The sequence below is a fragment of the Roseivivax sp. CAU 1761 genome, assembly GCF_054482755.1.
Window position 1 is genome coordinate 264,695 of the sequence record NZ_JBTLRM010000001.1, and the last position, 15,595, is coordinate 280,289.

14 protein-coding genes are annotated in these 15,595 nt (G+C 74.8%); 6 read left to right on the forward strand and 8 right to left on the reverse strand.

Translation table 11 applies throughout. The features are described 5' to 3' along the window. Positions 1-251 precede the first annotated feature (251 nt). The 4 genes from proS (at position 252) to ACXYMW_RS01275 (ending at position 5,911) form a co-directional block, all read left to right on the forward strand. Positions 252-1,592: a proline--tRNA ligase gene (gene proS / locus ACXYMW_RS01260; RefSeq protein WP_459033463.1), complete on the forward strand. Its 1,341-nt coding sequence runs from the start codon at positions 252-254 to the stop codon at positions 1,590-1,592. 86 nt (positions 1,593-1,678) lie between these two features. Beyond that, positions 1,679-2,206, forward strand: a complete 528-nt coding sequence (locus tag ACXYMW_RS01265; protein WP_459033464.1) for a DUF2937 family protein — start codon at positions 1,679-1,681, stop codon at positions 2,204-2,206. A 171-nt stretch (positions 2,207-2,377) separates the two neighbouring features. Next, complete coding sequence (locus tag ACXYMW_RS01270) at positions 2,378-3,538, forward strand: RsmB/NOP family class I SAM-dependent RNA methyltransferase (protein ID WP_459033465.1); 1,161 nt, start codon at positions 2,378-2,380, stop codon at positions 3,536-3,538. Positions 3,539-3,661: 123 nt separating this feature from the next. Beyond that, a complete protein-coding gene (locus tag ACXYMW_RS01275; protein WP_459033466.1) occupies positions 3,662-5,911 on the forward strand; it encodes a hybrid sensor histidine kinase/response regulator in 2,250 nt (749 codons plus the stop codon). 261 nt (positions 5,912-6,172) lie between these two features. On the opposite strand, the gene ACXYMW_RS01280 is transcribed toward ACXYMW_RS01275, so the two are convergent. The 6 genes from ACXYMW_RS01280 to ACXYMW_RS01305 are packed head-to-tail and all read right to left on the reverse strand — an operon-like array spanning position 6,173 to position 10,858. After that, positions 6,173-7,339 carry a molybdopterin molybdotransferase MoeA gene (locus ACXYMW_RS01280; protein WP_459033467.1) on the reverse strand — a complete coding sequence of 389 codons (1,167 nt, stop codon included), beginning with the start codon at positions 7,337-7,339 and terminating at the stop codon, positions 6,173-6,175. Then, positions 7,336-7,812, reverse strand: a complete 477-nt coding sequence (gene moaC / locus ACXYMW_RS01285) for a cyclic pyranopterin monophosphate synthase MoaC (protein ID WP_459033468.1) — start codon at positions 7,810-7,812, stop codon at positions 7,336-7,338. The genes ACXYMW_RS01280 and moaC overlap by 4 nt, the downstream gene beginning before the upstream one ends. 1 nt (position 7,813) lies before the next feature. Next, on the reverse strand, positions 7,814-8,617 hold the full coding sequence (trpC, locus tag ACXYMW_RS01290) for an indole-3-glycerol phosphate synthase TrpC (protein ID WP_459033469.1): 804 nt from the start codon (positions 8,615-8,617) through the stop codon (positions 7,814-7,816). Beyond that, the gene (locus ACXYMW_RS01295) at positions 8,614-9,267 is read right to left on the reverse strand and encodes a uracil-DNA glycosylase (protein ID WP_459033470.1); all 654 of its coding nucleotides are present in this window, start codon (positions 9,265-9,267) and stop codon (positions 8,614-8,616) included. Before ACXYMW_RS01295 ends, trpC begins: the two co-directional genes overlap by 4 nt. After that, the gene (gene trpD / locus ACXYMW_RS01300) at positions 9,264-10,277 is read right to left on the reverse strand and encodes an anthranilate phosphoribosyltransferase (protein WP_459033471.1); all 1,014 of its coding nucleotides are present in this window, start codon (positions 10,275-10,277) and stop codon (positions 9,264-9,266) included. The genes ACXYMW_RS01295 and trpD overlap by 4 nt, the downstream gene beginning before the upstream one ends. Next, positions 10,274-10,858, reverse strand: a complete 585-nt coding sequence (locus tag ACXYMW_RS01305; RefSeq protein ID WP_459033472.1) for an anthranilate synthase component II — start codon at positions 10,856-10,858, stop codon at positions 10,274-10,276. The genes trpD and ACXYMW_RS01305 overlap by 4 nt, the downstream gene beginning before the upstream one ends. A 168-nt stretch (positions 10,859-11,026) precedes the next feature. Between ACXYMW_RS01305 and ACXYMW_RS01310 the strand changes: the two genes are divergently transcribed. After that, positions 11,027-13,624 carry a divergent polysaccharide deacetylase family protein gene (locus ACXYMW_RS01310; protein WP_459033473.1) on the forward strand — a complete coding sequence of 866 codons (2,598 nt, stop codon included), beginning with the start codon at positions 11,027-11,029 and terminating at the stop codon, positions 13,622-13,624. Between the two features lie 42 nt (positions 13,625-13,666). On the opposite strand, the gene ACXYMW_RS01315 is transcribed toward ACXYMW_RS01310, so the two are convergent. After that, a complete protein-coding gene (locus ACXYMW_RS01315; protein WP_459033474.1) occupies positions 13,667-13,840 on the reverse strand; it encodes a hypothetical protein in 174 nt (57 codons plus the stop codon). Positions 13,841-13,999: 159 nt separating this feature from the next. Here ACXYMW_RS01315 and ACXYMW_RS01320 point away from each other — a divergent pair, with 159 nt between their 5' ends. After that, on the forward strand, positions 14,000-15,085 hold the full coding sequence (locus ACXYMW_RS01320) for a PA0069 family radical SAM protein (protein WP_459033475.1): 1,086 nt from the start codon (positions 14,000-14,002) through the stop codon (positions 15,083-15,085). A gap of 137 nt (positions 15,086-15,222) precedes the next feature. Here the strand turns inward: ACXYMW_RS01320 and ACXYMW_RS01325 are convergent, their stop codons facing one another. Continuing rightward, a complete protein-coding gene (locus tag ACXYMW_RS01325; protein WP_459033476.1) occupies positions 15,223-15,543 on the reverse strand; it encodes a DUF1476 domain-containing protein in 321 nt (106 codons plus the stop codon). Positions 15,544-15,595 lie beyond the last annotated feature (52 nt).

Genomic DNA, 15,595 nt, shown 5'->3' on the forward strand with positions numbered 1-15,595 from the left:
GCCGGGGCGGTTCTGCCATCATCCCGCGAAACCCTGCCGATGCAAGGCCGCGCGGGGCCTGCCCCCTCGCCCCGCCGGGCGGCGGAGTCAATAAGGCGGGCGGCCGCGCGGGCCGCCCTTCCCGCCGCCGACGCCGCGCCGCCACAGCCGGCGCCGGCCCCCGGGACGGCCCGCCGGGCCACATTGCCTGCGCCCCGGCTTTCCCCTACACCGCGCCGCGAACCAAGACCTATCTGATCCGGGGACAGATCATGCGCCTGAGCCGTTACTTCCTGCCCGTCCTGAAGGAGACGCCGTCGGAGGCGCAGATCGCCTCGCACCGGCTGATGCTGCGCGCCGGCATGATCAAGCAGGCCTCGGCGGGGATCTATTCCTGGCTGCCGCTGGGCTACCGGGTGCTGCGCCGGATCGAGCAGATCGTGCACGAGGAGCAGGCGCGCGCCGGCCACATCCCGATGCTGATGCCGACCATGCAATCGGCCGATCTGTGGCGCGAGAGCGGGCGTTACGACGCCTACGGCCCCGAGATGCTGCGGATCCGCGACCGCCAGGACCGCGACATGCTGTTCGGGCCCACCAACGAGGAGCAGATCACCGACATCTTCCGCTCTCACGTCTCGTCCTACCGCGACCTGCCGCTGACGCTCTACCAGATCCAGTGGAAGTTCCGCGACGAGATCCGCCCCCGCTTCGGGGTGATGCGCGGCCGCGAATTCCTGATGAAGGACGGCTACAATTTCGACCTGACGCGCGAGGATGCGCTGCACGCCTATAACCGCCACCTGGTGAGCTACCTGCGCAGCTACGAGCGCATGGGCCTGCAGGCCATCCCGATGCGCGCCGAGAGCGGGCCGATCGGCGGCGACGACACGCACGAATTCCTGGTGCTGGCCGAGACCGGCGAGTCGGGCGTGTTCTACGACAGCGCCATCACCGACCTGCGCTTCGGCGACCGCACCATCGATTACGACGACCGCGACCAGTGCCGCGCCGTGCTCGAGGAATTCACCTCGCGCTATGCGCGCACCGACGACACCCATGACGCGGCGGTGTTCGAGGCCGAGGTGCCCGAGGCCCGGCGCCGCGAGGCGCGCGGCATCGAGGTCGGGCAGATCTTCTATTTCGGCACCAAGTATTCCGAGCCGATGGGCGCCGTGGTGGTCGACCCCGAAGGCAACCGCGTGCCGGTGCATATGGGCAGCCACGGCATCGGCGTGAGCCGGCTTCTGGGCGCCATCATCGAGGCCAGCCACGACGAGCGCGGCATCGTCTGGCCCGAGGGCGTGACGCCCTTCCCGGTGGGCATCGTCAACCTCAAGCAGGGCGACGCCGCCGCCGATGCGGCCTGCGACAGCCTCTATGCCGAGCTTTCGAAGCGCGGGCTCGAGCCGCTCTACAACGACACCGAGGACCGCGCCGGGGCGAAGTTCGCCACTATGGACCTGATCGGCCTGCCATGGCGGATCACCGTCGGGCCGCGCGGGCTCGCCAAGGGCGTGGTCGAGCTGACCTCGCGCCGCACCGGCGAGAGCGAGGAGATGTCGCCCGAGGCCGCGGTGGACCGCATCGCGCAGATTTACGCGCACCGCTGAGGGCGCCGTGGCGCGGGTGCCGCGCGCCGGCTAGACTGGGCGCCGACGGCCCCCGAAGAGGGCCGCGGCGAGCGGAGGCGAAAGCGATGATCCTGCGGGTGCTGGCAGTCGCGGCGGGGCTGGCGGGCGCCGGCACGCTGTCGCAGTTTCCGGAATTCTCCCAGCAATACGTGCAGCGCCTGGGCGGCGCGGTGGACGAGCTGGGCCGCGTCGTGGCCGGGCTCGACGCCGATGCCGCCGCGGCCGGGCTCGACCGCGGCACGGCGCTGGCGCAGCTGGCCACCGGCGGCGAGTTCGGCGCGGCGCGGGCGCACAGCCTGCGCGCGCTGGTGGCGCGCCACGCCGCGCTGTCGGCGGATCTGCAGGCGCTGACCGGGGCCGGCCCCTATGGCCGGGCGGTGCAGGCGGCCCGCCTGCGCGATCCCGAGATCGCCGCCCGCACCCTCGAGGCCTTCCGCCCGGCGCTGCCGCTGGGGGCCGAGGGGGCGGTCTTCGCCGGCGCCGGGTTCGCCCTCGGCTGGGGCCTCCTGGCGGCGCTCGGGGCGGTTCTGCGCCTGCTCCTCGGCCGCCCGCGGATGCCGGGCTGCCCGCCGCCGCACCTGGCCCGCCGCTAGGCCCGGCCGGGCCTCCGCCGGGGCTGCGGCCTTCCATCCCCGGCCGCCGGGGCGTAGAGGGCGGGCCGGAACGGCGCGAGGACAGGCCATGCGGTGCGACGAGTTGATCCCCTATCCCTCCCGGACGCGGATGCGGGCGCGGCCTGTGCCGGTCCGCTGCGGGGCGGCGGCATGATTCCGGCCGCGCGCTGCCAGAGCGCCGCCGAGATCCTCGACCGCATCGCCGCCGGCATGCCGGCCGAACAGGCGCTGACCAACTGGGCCCGCGGCGCCCGGTTCGCCGGTTCCAAGGACCGCGCCGCGGTGCGCGACCTGGTCTTCGACGTGCTCCGGCGCTGGCGCTCCACCGCCGCGATGGGCGGGGCGGACACCGGCCGGGCCCGCATCCTCGGCCTGCTGCGGCAGACCGGCGCGGATCCCGAGGCGCTGTTCACCAGCGCCCGGCACGCCCCCGCCGCGCTGACCGAGGCCGAACGCCAGGCCGGCCGCGATCCGGCCGGGGCCGAGGCGCTGGATCTGCCCGACTGGCTGCTGGAGCCGCTGCGCGCCGGGCTCGGCCCCGCGGCGGAGGAGGTGGCCGAGGCGCTGCGCCACCGCGCGCCGATCACCCTGCGGGTCAATCTCCTGAAGGGCGATGCGGCTGTGGCGCAGGCGGCGCTCGCCGCGGCGGGCATCGCGACCCGGCCGAACCCGCTCTCCGCCACCGCGCTGACGGTGACCGGGCCGGGCCGCGGCCTGGCGGCCAGCGCGCCCTATCGCGACGGCCTGGTGGAGTTGCAGGATGCGGCCAGCCAGGCGGTGGTCGACCTGCTGCCGCTGAGGCAAGGCGACCGGGTGCTGGATTACTGCGCCGGCGGCGGCGGCAAGGCGCTGGCGCTGGCGGCGCGGCTCGGCGGCGGCCCGGTCCAGGCGCATGATGCCGATCCGCGCCGCATGCGCGACCTGCCGGACCGCGCCGCCCGGGCCGGGGCGCGGATCGAGACCGTCGCCCGGCCCGCCGGGCGGTTCGACCTGGTGCTCGCCGACGCGCCCTGTTCCGGCAGCGGCGCCTGGCGCCGCGCGCCCGAGGGCAAGTGGCGCCTCACTGCGGAGCGGCTGGCCGAGCTCACCGCCGTGCAGCGCGGCATCCTCGAGCGCGCCGCGGGCCTGGTGGCGCCGGGCGGGCATCTGGCCTACGCCACCTGCTCGGTGCTCGCCGCGGAGAACGAGGACGCGGTTTCCGCCTTCCTCGCGGCGCGACCGGGATGGCGGCTGGCCGAGCGCCGGCAATTCCTTCCCGATGCCGAGGGCGACGGCTTCTTCGCGGCGGTGCTGGCCGCGCCGCAATCTTGACGGGTGAAGGCCCGCGCCCCTAACCTCGCAGGGGTCGCGGGTCCGTTTACCGCTTCTTATGGACCGGCTGGCATTATTTTGGCGCGAAGTGCCGGGGCCGTATGTGTGAGTGATTTGAGTTCGATGCAGGAGGGTCTGGCAGGACCCGGCGGCACGCGGATGCGGCTTTGGCCGGTTCCGGTCGCGCTTTGCGGTCTGTGCCTCGCGGCGGTGGCGATCCTGCCCGATTCAGTGCTCAAGGTCGGATTCGTCGCCGCCAGTGCCGCCTTCCTGGTGCTCGGCGCGGCGCTGCTGGCCGGGGCCTGGACGCCGCGGGTGGTGGCCGACCTGATCCGCGCCGAACCGCAGCCCTGCTTCTTCTGCGATGCCGAAATGCGCGTCTGCATCGCCAATGCGGCGGCGCTGCGCCAGTTCCAGGCCCGTCCCGGCCTCCGCCTCGCCGACCTTCTGGGCGCCGATCTGGCGGAGCCCGACACGCTGCTGCGCAGCCTGCAATCGGAGGCTCTGGCGCTTGGCCGGGTGGGCCGCGACGTCCTGATCGGCGATGGCGCGCTGCATCTCGAGGCGCGGCGCGCCGGACCCAACCGCATCCTGTGGCGCATCGAGCGGCTCGAGGCCGGGACCGGGCCGTGCGCCGGCGGTCCGCGGCTGACCCTCGGGCGCAGCGGGGCCATCCTGGCCATGAACGACGCCGCCCGCGCGCTGGTGGGCAAGCGCATGCGCCATGTCGAGGAATTGTTCGGACCGGCCGCGGTCGAGGATGGCGACGTTCGCGAGATCGCCGGCCCGGAGGGGCCGCAGCGGGTGGAGCTGCGGCTCTCCCAGGCCGGGCCGGGGCGCCGCGAACTGGTGCTCCGCCCGCCGCCCGACCCGGTCCGGCCGGGCGATGCGGCCTTCGACGCATTGCCGATCGCGCTGCTGCGTCTCGATGCCGAGGGCGGCGTGATCGCCGCCAACCCCGAGGCCCGGCGCCTGCTCGACATCGACGCCGCCGCCGCCGGGCGCCTGGCGGACCTGATGGAGGGGCTGGGGCGCCCGATCGCCGACTGGCTGGCCGATGCGGTGGCGGGCCGCGGCCTCGGGCGGCCGGAATTCCTGCGCCTGCGGCGCGCCGGCAGCGAAGCCTATGTGCAGGTCGCGCTGAGCCGCAGCGGCGACGGGCCGGACGGCGCCGCGCTGATCGCCGCGATCAGCGACGCGACCGAGTTGAAGACCCTCGAGGCGCAGTTCGTGCAGAGCCAGAAGATGCAGGCGATCGGCCAGCTCGCCGGCGGCATCGCGCACGATTTCAACAACCTGCTCACCGCCATCTCGGGCCATTGCGACCTGCTCCTGCTGCGCCACAACCGCGGCGACGGTGATTACGCGGACCTGATCCAGATCGCCCAGAACGCCAACCGCGCGGCTTCACTGGTGGGCCAGCTGCTGGCGTTTTCGCGCAAGCAGACGCTGCGCACCGAGCCGCTCGACCTGCGCGAGACGCTGTCCGACCTGACCCACCTGCTGAACCGGCTGGTGGGCGAGAAGGTGGCGCTGGAGCTGCGCCACGACCCGGCCCTGCCGGCGATCCGCGGCGACCGCCGGCAGCTCGAACAGGTGATGATGAACCTCGTGGTGAATGCCCGCGACGCCATGCCGGAGGGCGGGCGCATCCTCATCGAGACCGGGCAGATGACGCTCGAGACGGCGCTGCGGCGTGATCGCGCCGTGGTCGAGCCGGGCCATTACGTCACCGTCCGGGTCAGCGATACCGGATGCGGCATCCCGCCCGACAAGGTCGCCAAGGTGTTCGAGCCGTTCTACACGACCAAGCGCACCGGCGACGGCACCGGGCTCGGCCTGTCGACGGTCTACGGCATCGTCAAGCAGACCGGCGGCTTTGTCTTCCTCGACAGCACCCCGGGCGAGGGCACCTGCTTCCAGCTCATGTTCCCGGCCCGTCCGGACGCCGCCGAGGCCGCCGAGGCGCCGCCCGAGGAGGCCCGCGGCGCCTCCGGCCTGTCCGGCGAGGGCGGCGTGGCGCTGCTGGTCGAGGACGAGGCCCCGGTGCGCGCCTTCGCCGCCCGGGCGCTGCAATTGCGTGGCTTCACGGTGCTCGAGGCGGAGAGCGGCGAGGCGGCGCTGGAGATGCTCGCCGACCCCCTGGTGCAGGTCGATGTCTTCGTCTCGGACGTGGTGATGCCGGGGCAGGACGGGCCGAGCTGGGTGCGCGCGGCGCGCGCGGCGCGCCCGGACGTGCCGGTGGTCTTCATGTCGGGCTATGCCGAGGACGCGCTGGAAGGGGCGGCCGGCGAGATCGGCGACGCGGTGTTCCTGCAGAAGCCGTTCTCGCTCAACGAACTGGCCGACACGGTGCGGGCCCGGATCGCCTGAGCGGCGCGGCGCCGGCGCCCGCCATGGCCCGCCGGCCCGGACCGGTATCCTTCGGGCCCCGCGCCGGCGCCCTTTCAGCCCCGTGCCGGCGTTCGCCATGGCCCGCCGGCCCGGCCCGACACCGGTATTCTTCCGGCCCCGTTCCGGCACCCTGCCGGCCCCGCGCCGGCGTTCGCCAGGGCCCGCCGGCCCGGCACCGGTATTCTTCCGGCCCCGCGCCGCCACCCTGCCGGCCCCGCGCCGGCCTCCAAGTAGGGCGGCTCAGAGGGCCAGATACTCGACGCTGTCGCCGGCGCTGCGCGCCGGATCGCCGGGCGGGCGCACCACCAGGGCGTCTGCCTCGGCGAGCACGCTCAGGAGCCCGCTGTCCTGCCGGGAGGCGATCTCCAGCCCCGCGGAGCCGAGCCGCGCCCGCATGTAATGCTCGCGCGGGCCGTTGGCCGGCGCCGGCGCCGCCAGGACGCCGCGCCGCCGCGGCGCGCGGACCGCCGGCAGGCCCTGCAGGGCGCGGATCACGGGGGCGACGAAGACATGGCCGCAGACCAGCGCCGAGACCGGGTTGCCGGGCAGGCCGATCATCACCGCGTCGCCCAGCCGGCCGGCCATCAGCGGCTTGCCGGGGCGCATCGCCACCTTGTAGAAGGCCCGGTCGAGCCCGCGCGCCCCGGCCACCTCGGCCACCAGATCGTGGTCGCCGACCGAGGCGCCGCCCACGGTGAGGACGAGATCGGCGCCCGCCGCGAGGCCCAGCACGGTTGCCAGCGCCGCCCGGTCGTCCCGGGCGATCGGCAGCATCCGCACCTCGGCGCCCTCGGCTTCGAGATGCGCCGCAAGGCCGAAGGTGTTGGAGGCGACGATCTGGTCCGGGCCGGGGCGCTCGCCCGGCATCACCAGCTCGTCGCCGGTGGCGATCAGCGCCACCCGCGGCCGTCGCGCCACGCGCAGTTCGGGCACGTTCATCGCGGCCAGAAGCGCGACGTCGTTGGGCGCGAGCCGCCGCGGCGCCGGCAGCCGGAACCCGGCGCGGAAATCCGTCCCGGCCGGCCTCAGGTGATCGCCGTCTCCGAGCTGCCCGGTGATGCGGATGCGGTCGCCGTCGCGGCTCACGTCCTCCTGGATCACCACCCGGGCCGCGCCCTCGGGCAGCGGCGCGCCGGTGAAGATGCGCACCGCCTGGCCGCGGCCGACGCGGCCCGCAAAGCCGTGCCCCGCGGCGCTTTCGCCGATCACCGTGAACTCGGCGCCGGGCGCCGCCTCGGCCACCGCGTAGCCGTCCATGGCCGAGGCCGCGAAGGGCGGCTGGTCGCGGGTGGCGACGGCGTCGGCGGCCAGCACCCGGCCGGCGGCGCGGCGCAGCGGCACGTCCTCGGCGGGCAGGGGCGCGATCAGCGCGAAGAGCGCCTCGAGCGCCGCATCGACGCTGATCATGGCGCCTCGTACCGGCCCGACTTGCCGCCGTCCTTCAGGCGCAGATGGACGCCGCCGATCTCCATGCCGCGATCCACCGCCTTGGCCATGTCGTAGACGGTGAGCGCCGCGGTGCTGACCGCGGTCAGCGCCTCCATCTCGACCCCGGTCTGCCCGGCGGTCTTCACCGTGGCCTCGATCCGCAGCCCCGGCAGCTCCCGGTCCGGGGTGATCTCGACCGCGACCTTGGTGATCGGCAAGGGATGGCAGAGCGGGATCAGGTCCGCGGTGCGCTTCGCTCCCATGATCCCGGCGAGGCGGGCCACGCCCATGACATCGCCCTTCTTGGCGCGGCCTTCGACAATGAGATCAAGCGTTTCCGGCGCCATCTTCACCCATCCCGCAGCGACGGCCAGCCGCGCGGTATGGGCCTTTTCAGAGACGTCGACCATATGGGCATGGCCCTCGGCGTCGAAATGCGTGAGCCCCGCCATGTCAGGCCGGCACCGGGTCGGCGAGGATGCGGGCGGTGGCCGCCTCGACATTCTCCTCGCGCATCAGCGCCTCGCCGATCAGGAAGGACCGGGCCCCGGCCTCGGCCATGGCGCGCAGGTCGTCGGGGGTGTTGAGGCCGCTTTCCGAGACCAGCATGCGGTCATCGGGCAGGTGCGGGGCGAGATCGCGGGTGGTGTCGAGCGAGGTCTCGAAGCTGTGCAGGTCGCGGTTGTTGACGCCGATCAGCTTCGATTTCAGCGCCAGCGCGCGGTCGAGCTCGGCGCGGTCATGCACCTCGATCAGCACGTCCATGCCCCACTCCATGGCGCAGGCCTCGAGCTCGGCCGCCTGGCCGTCGTCGAGCGAGGCCATGATCAGCAGGATGCAATCGGCATGCAGCGAGCGCGCCTCGACGATCTGGTAGGGATCGTAGATGAAATCCTTGCGCAGGACCGGCAGCCGCGTCGCGTTGCGGGCCTGGGTCAGGTAGGGCTTGGCGCCCTTGAAGCTCGGCATGTCGGTCAGCACCGACAGGCAGGTGGCGCCGCCGCGCTCATAGGCCTCGGCCAGCGCGGTGACGTCGAAATCCTCGCGGATCAGACCCTTGGACGGCGAGGCCTTTTTGATCTCCGCGATCAGCCCGTAGCCGGTGGCCTGGGCGCGGGCGAGGCTCTCGGCGAAGGGGCGCACGGGGTCGGCGTTCTTGGCCGCCTCCTCGATCAGCGACAGCGGCATGGTCGCCTTGTCGGAGGCGATCTCGACGAGCTTGTAGGCCTTGATCTTGTCCAGAATGGTCTCGGTCATGTCCTCATCCAGTTGATTTCGGTCTCGCCCCGGGTGCTAAGCCAGGCATTGACGCGGGAAAAGGGGCGCGACCCGAAAAAGCCGCGCCGCGCCGACAGCGGCGAGGGGTGTGCCGAGGCGAGGATAAGGTGTTCGGCGCCGGTAATGAAGGGCCGGAAGCCCTGCGCATGCCCGCCCCAGAGCAGAAAGGCCCGCGGCCGGTCGGACAGCGCAGAGAGGACCTCCTCGGTCAGCCGCGCCCAGCCGAGCCGTCGGTGGCCGCCGGCCGCGCCGGCCGGAACGGTCAGCGCGGTGTTCAGCAAAAGCACGCCCTCGCGGGCCCAGGGGCGCAGGTCTCCGGCTTCGCGCGACGCGCCAAGATCGGCCTCCATCTCCTTGAATATGTTGGAAAGAGACCGGGGCAGGGGCCGTGTTCCCGGGGCCACGGAGAAGGCGAAGCCGTGGGCATGGCCGGGGGTCGGATAGGGATCCTGGCCGAGGATCACCGCGCGCACCGCCTCGGGCGGGGTCGCCGCGAGGGCGGCGAAGCGCTCGCCCTCGGGCGGCAAGACCGGGCGCGGCTCGGCGGCGAGCGCGGCGCGGATGCGCGGCCAGTCGCGGGCGAAGAAGGGCAGATGCGCCCAGGCGGCCGGGATCTCGGCGTCGCTCACGCCCGGGTCAGCCGCGCCAGCGTCTCGACCTTGCCGCGGGCCGCCCCGGAATCGATGCTCTGGGCCGCCATTGCCGTGCCTTCGCGCAGATCCGCGGCGCGCCCCGCGACCACCAGCGCCGCCGCGGAATTCAGCAGCACCGCGTCGCGATAGGCGCCGGGGGCGCCGTCGAGCAGGGCGCGGAAGGCGCGGCCGTTCTCCTCGGGCGTGCCGCCGAGAATCGCCTCGAACGGGTGTTCGGGCAATCCGGCCTCCTCGGGGTGCAGCTCGCGCTCAGTCACCGTGCCGCGGTCGAGTTCGGCCACCCAGGAGATGCCGCAGATCGACAGCTCGTCGGTGCCATCGCCGCCATGGACCAGCCAGGCGCGGTCGCTGCCGAGCGCCCGCAGCGTCTCGGCCATCGGCCGGATCAGCTGGCGCGAGAAGGCGCCGGTGAGCTGGCGCGTGACGCCGGCGGGATTGGTCAGCGGGCCGAGGATGTTGAAGATGGTGCGGGTGCCGAGCTCGGCGCGGCTGGGGCCGACATGGGCCATCGCCGGGTGGTGCATCGGCGCCATCATGAAGCAGATCCCGGCCTCCGCCAGCACTGCGCCGACCCGGGCCGCCGGCAGCATGACGTTGACGCCCATCTGGGTCAGCGCATCGGCGGAGCCGGATTTCGACGACAGGTTGCGGTTGCCGTGCTTGGCCACCGGCACCCCGGCGCCGGCCACCACGAAGGCGGTGGCCGTGGAGATGTTCAGCGTGCCCTTGCCGTCGCCGCCGGTGCCGACAATGTCCATGGCGCCTTCGGGCGCTTTCACCTTGTGGCATTTGGAGCGCATGACGCTGGCCGCGGCGGCGTATTCCTCCACCGTCTCGCCGCGGGTCCGGAGCGCCATCAGCAGGCCGCCCACCTGGCTCGGCGTGGCCTCGCCCTCGAAGAGCAGGGAGAAGGCGCGCTCGGCCTCGTCGCGGGTCAGCGGACGGTCGGCGGCGGCGCCGATCAGCGGTTTCAGCGCCTCGCTCATGCCGCCGCCACCGGGATGGTGTCGAGGAAGTTCCGCATCATCCGCGCGCCGTGTTCGGAGGCGATGGATTCGGGGTGGAACTGCACGCCCTGGATCGGCAGGTCGCGATGCGCGAGGCCCATGATGGTGCCGTCGGTCAGCTCGGCGGTGATCGACAGCTCGGCGGGCAGGCTGGCGCGCTCGACGACCAGCGAATGATAGCGGGTGGCGGCGAAGGGCGAGGGCAGGCCGGCGAAGACCCCGGCCTCGGCGTGCTGCACCTGCCCGAGCTTGCCGTGCACGATCTCGGTATGGCGCACCACGCGGCCGCCGAAGGCCTGGCCGATGGTCTGGTGGCCGAGGCAGACGCCGAGCAGCGGCGTCCGGCTCTCGGCGGCGGCGCGGGTCAGCTCGAGGCAGATGCCGGCGCGGTCGGGATCGCAGGGCCCGGGCGACAGCACGATGCCCGAGGGGTTCAGCGCCATCGCCTCCTGCACCGTCAGCGCGTCGTTGCGCACCACCTTTATCTCGGCGCCGAGGCCGCCGATCAGGTGTACGAGGTTGTAGGTGAAGGAATCGTAATTGTCGATCAGAAGCAGCATAGAGGGCCTTTCGGCGCGGCGGGCGCAACGGGGGGTGGTCGCGGCGGGCGCGGTCGCGATATACTTGGCGCGCCGCGTTCGGGGAGGTCAAGAGGCCGGAACCGCGCGGCACCGACCGGTCCCCAAGAGGCCGGAGGCTGCGACGGGGCGAGCGGAAAGGAACGGCGCATGAGACGGGGCTATCTGACCGGCGCGGCCGCGGGATTGGCGGCGAGCCTGGCAGCCGGTGCGGTCCTGTCGGTGGGGGCCGGGATGCTGGGCCTCGAACGCCCGCGGCTGCGCGCTCCGGCGCACGAGACCGATCTCGCGGCGGAGGTGCTGGCCCGGCGCGCGGGCGAGGAGAGCCCCGCGGATGCGGCGCCCGGCCCGGCGGAGGGCACGGCCGCGCCCGACCGGGCCCCGGCGCCGGACCGCCCCGACCTGACGCTGCCGCCGCCGGCGCAGCGCGCGGAGGCGCCCGGGGCGGCGCCGGAGGACGCGGCCGAGGACTCCGCTGAGGACCCCGCAGAGGCCGCGGCCGAGGCGGTGGCGGAGAGCGACGCGGCCCCGGATGCGCCGCCCCCGGCGCTAGCACAGGACGTCGCGGAACTGGCCGCTCCCGAGGGGACGCCCGAGGCGGCCGGGCTCGACGCGCCGGGTCCCGCCGCAGACCCGGTGGCCGGGGCGCCCGCGCCGGCGGAGCTCGGCCGGGCAGAGCGGGAAAGCGGGCCCGCGCGTCCGGCCGCCGCGGCGCGGCCGCGCATCGCCGAGGCGGTGGCGATCGGCGCCGATCCCGAGCCCGGCAGCGCGCCGGAAGGGCGCCCCGACCTGGCGCTCGACAGCGCCGCGGAGCGCCCGGCGGACAGCCCCGAGGCGCCCTTCGCGGTGGGCGGGCCGGACCGCGCGCCGCGGGCGCTGGCGCGGCTCGAATTCCGCTCCGTCGCGCCGGGGATGGCGGTGGAGGCGCCGGAACTCGGCGCCCAGGCACTCGACCGGTCGGAGACGGCGCCGCAGATCCGCGCCGGGCAATCGACCAGCCCGGAGACCGCGCCGCTGGCGCGGAGCCTGGGCGCGGTGGCGCGCCCCGAGGGCTCGCCTAGGGCCGAGGATCCGCCCCGCCGTCCCGGCCTGGCGGGCCTGCAGGGCGCGGTGCCCGAACCCGGGGCCGGGGAGGCCGAGCCCGCCGCGCCGAACCCGCTCGACCCGGTGATGCGGTCCGAGATCGCCCGGCTGGACCGCCCCGCCGCGGAGCCGGACCGGGGGGCGCCGCGGCTCGACCGCGACAGCCGCCCCGGGCCTCGGGGCGACGCCGACGCGGCGACCGAGCCCGGCGCGGGACCGGCGCGGCGGCCGGGATCGGAGCGGCCGGTGCGAACCGGCGATCCGGGCGGGCTGACGGCGCCCGGCGCCGCCTCCGGCGACGCCGCGCCGGGGCGGCCCAGCGGCCTGCCGCGCCCCGAGAGCGGGCTGACCGCGCCGCAAGGTCCCGCCGGCGTTCCCGGCACGCCCCCGGACACCCCCTCGGACGCGCCCGATGCCCCGCCGGCCCGCGGCGCCGCGGAGGGCGACCGTCCCGGGGCCGACGCCCCGCCGGCCGAGCCGCGGGACCTGGCGGCGCTGTTGCCCGACCAGCCGCCGGCCCCCGCCGTGCCGGAGGCCGCCAGCCCGCTCGCGGGACCGGATGACGGCGCCGCCGCGCGTCTTCCCGCGGCGCCCGCGGCGGCAGATCCCGACGCCCCCGAACCTGCGCCGGAGGCGGAGGCGGCCGGACCCACGGAACCGGACGAGGCGGCGGACCGGGAAGCCGGGCCGCTGCCGGATCCTGCCGGGACGGGCCTTGCCGCCGCCGGGGACGATGCGCCGCCGGCGCAGACCCGGTCGCTGGCGCCGGTGGCGCCGGACGACCCCTCCGCCGGCGCCGCCCCGGCCGAGCCCTCCGCGCCGGCCGATCCCGGCGCCGCGGCGGAGCGGCCGCAGATCGGCGCGCCCGCCGGCACGCTGACCGACACCAACCGCGGCGTTCCGATCCGCAAGCCCAGGAATGCGGGACCGCTGCCGGAGACGCCGGAGGACACGGCCGCGGCCCGGCCCGCGGCGCCGGGCGCGGATTCGCCGCTGCGCCGCTTCGCCGCCCCGGCCGAGGCGCTCTCCGCTGACCAGCCGCGGCTGGCGATCGTGCTGATCGATGACGGGGTCGGGCCGCTGGGCCCGGAGGCGGTGCCCGGGCTGCCGGTTCCGGTGACCTTCGCCATCGACCCGCGGCTGCCCGATGCCGCCTCGCGGATGGCGGGCTACCGCGCCCATGGCTTCGAGGTCATGGCGCTCGCCGCCGCCCCCAAGGGCGCGCGCGCCGACGACATCGACGCGGTCCTCGACGGCGCCGTGGCGGCGGTGCCGGAGGCGGTGGCGCTGCTCGAGGCGCCGGATCTCGCGTTGCAGGAGGCGCCCTCGGGCGGGGGCCGGGCGCTCGACTGGCTCGGCCGTTCGGGCCACGGGGTGGTGGCGCTGGCGGGCGGGCTCGACACCCTCGCCGATGCCGCAGGCAAGGCGGGCGTTCCGGCGGCGACGGTGTTCCGCGAGCTCGGCCGCGACGGCGAGGCGCCGCGCGTGCAGCGCCGCATCCTCGATCAGGCGGCGTTCCGGGCGCGGCAGACCGGCTCCGCCGTGGTGGTGGGCCGGCTGCGCGCCGATACGCTGTCGGCGCTGGTGCTCTGGGGGTTGGCAAACCGCGACGACGCGGTGGCGGTGACGCCCATCTCGGCGCTGCTCGACCGCCAAGCGGAGTGACCGGCGGGGCCGGCGGGCGCTACAGCGGGCGTGGCGGAAGCGTCAGGTGTGACGGTCGTCGAAAGGGACGTGGCCCAGGCCCCAGCGCGCCAGCGCCGCGGCCACGATCAGCACCGGCAGGATCGTCAGCGCGCCCCATGCGCTGATCGCCCAGACCGTCAGCAGGGCGGCGCACAGCACGAAGGCCAGCAGCAGCGTAAAGGATGTCACGGGCATCGTCGTCTCCTCTCTGAGTCCCAATATGGGTCAGCCCGTGGGGGCTGGAAAGGGAAACCGCGAAAACCGTGGCGAAAATCTGCTTCCCCGGCGGCGGGTGCGCGGGCCGTCGTCGCCGGAGCGCTTGCCAGTGTTCGCGCAATGTTCCATGATGGCAGCATGGCCCGGTTCCAGACCTCCGTCGATCCCGAACAGAGCCGCGCCCGCGGTGCCGCGTCGCGCGATGCCGGCCGGTTCGAGCGCTACAGCCGCGCGGATTTCGCCGATGGCTGGGACATCGCCGAGGCGGTGCCGCCGCTGCGCACCGAGATCGCCGAGGAGCGGCCGCGCAGCGTGCTGACCTATGTGCGCTCCCCCGACATTCCCTTCGACCGCTCGATCAACCCCTATCGCGGCTGCGAGCATGGCTGTATCTACTGCTTCGCGCGGCCCAGCCACGCCTATCTCGGCCTGTCGCCGGGGCTCGATTTCGAGACCCGGCTGGTGGCCCGGCCCGAGGCGCCCGCGGTGCTGGCCCGGGAGCTGCGGCGGCGCGGCTACATTGTCGCCCCGGTGGCGATCGGCACCAACACCGATCCCTACCAGCCGATCGAACGGGATCGGAAGGTGATGCGCGGCCTGCTCGAGGTGCTGCGCGACTTCCGTCACCCGGTGGCGATCGTCACCAAGGGCACGCTGGTCGAGCGCGACATCGACATCCTGGCGCCGATGGCCGCGTCGGGACTGGCCCGGGTCGGCCTGTCGGTGACCACGCTCGACCCGGTCCTGGCGCGCCGGATGGAGCCGCGGGCGCCGTCCCCGGCGCGCCGCCTGGCCACCATCCGGCGCCTCAGCGATGCCGGCATCCCGGTGCGGCTGATGGTGTCGCCGGTGGTGCCGGCGCTCACCGATCCCGAACTCGAGCGGGTGATGGAGGCCGGGGCCGAGGCCGGCGCCGACGCGGCGAGCTGGATCATGCTGCGGCTGCCGCGCGAGGTCTCCGATCTCTGGCAGGACTGGCTCGAGCGGCACTACCCCGACCGCGCCGCCCGGGTGATGGCGCGGCTGCGCGAGATGCATGGCGGCAAGACCTACGATTCCCGCTGGCACCGCAGGATGCGCGGCGAGGGGCCCTATGCCGAACTGATCGACCAGCGCTTCCGGCTGGCGGCGCGCCGGCTCGGGCTCGACCGCGCCACCGCGCCGCTGCGCCGCGACCTGTTCCGGGTGCCGCCGCAGCCCGGCGACCAGCTGTCGCTGTTCTGACCGGCGTTGCTCTGACCGGCGCCGCGGCACGCCAGCCGTCACCGGGTTCCGGATACGGCAGGGCGCGGGGCGGCGGGCGACAGATGCCGGTCCGGCGCGGGCCAGGTCCGAAGCCGCCCCGGGCGCCGGCGGGGGCGTCAGGCGGCCGCGTCCTCGGTGAATTGCCGCTTGGCCTCGGCGAAGCATTCGGCCAGGCGTTCCCGCACGGTGTCGGCATCGGCCCGCACCCCGGGATCGCCGGCGACCCGCGCCACCGCCGCCTCGGCGCCGTTGACCTCGAGATCGGAGCGCACCAGCTCGCGGGCATAGGCGTCGGCCTCGGCACCGCTCAGGCCCTTGCGTTCGGCGGCCCAGAGGCCGAGCAGCCGGTAGCCGCGCGCGGCGGCGCGGAACCGCATTTCCTCATCATGCGCGAATTTCGCCTCGAAGGCCCGTTCGCGTTCGTCGAAGGTGGTCATCTGCGTCCTCCTCACACAGAATTCCGGGGGACCATGGTGCCATTGCCGCCCC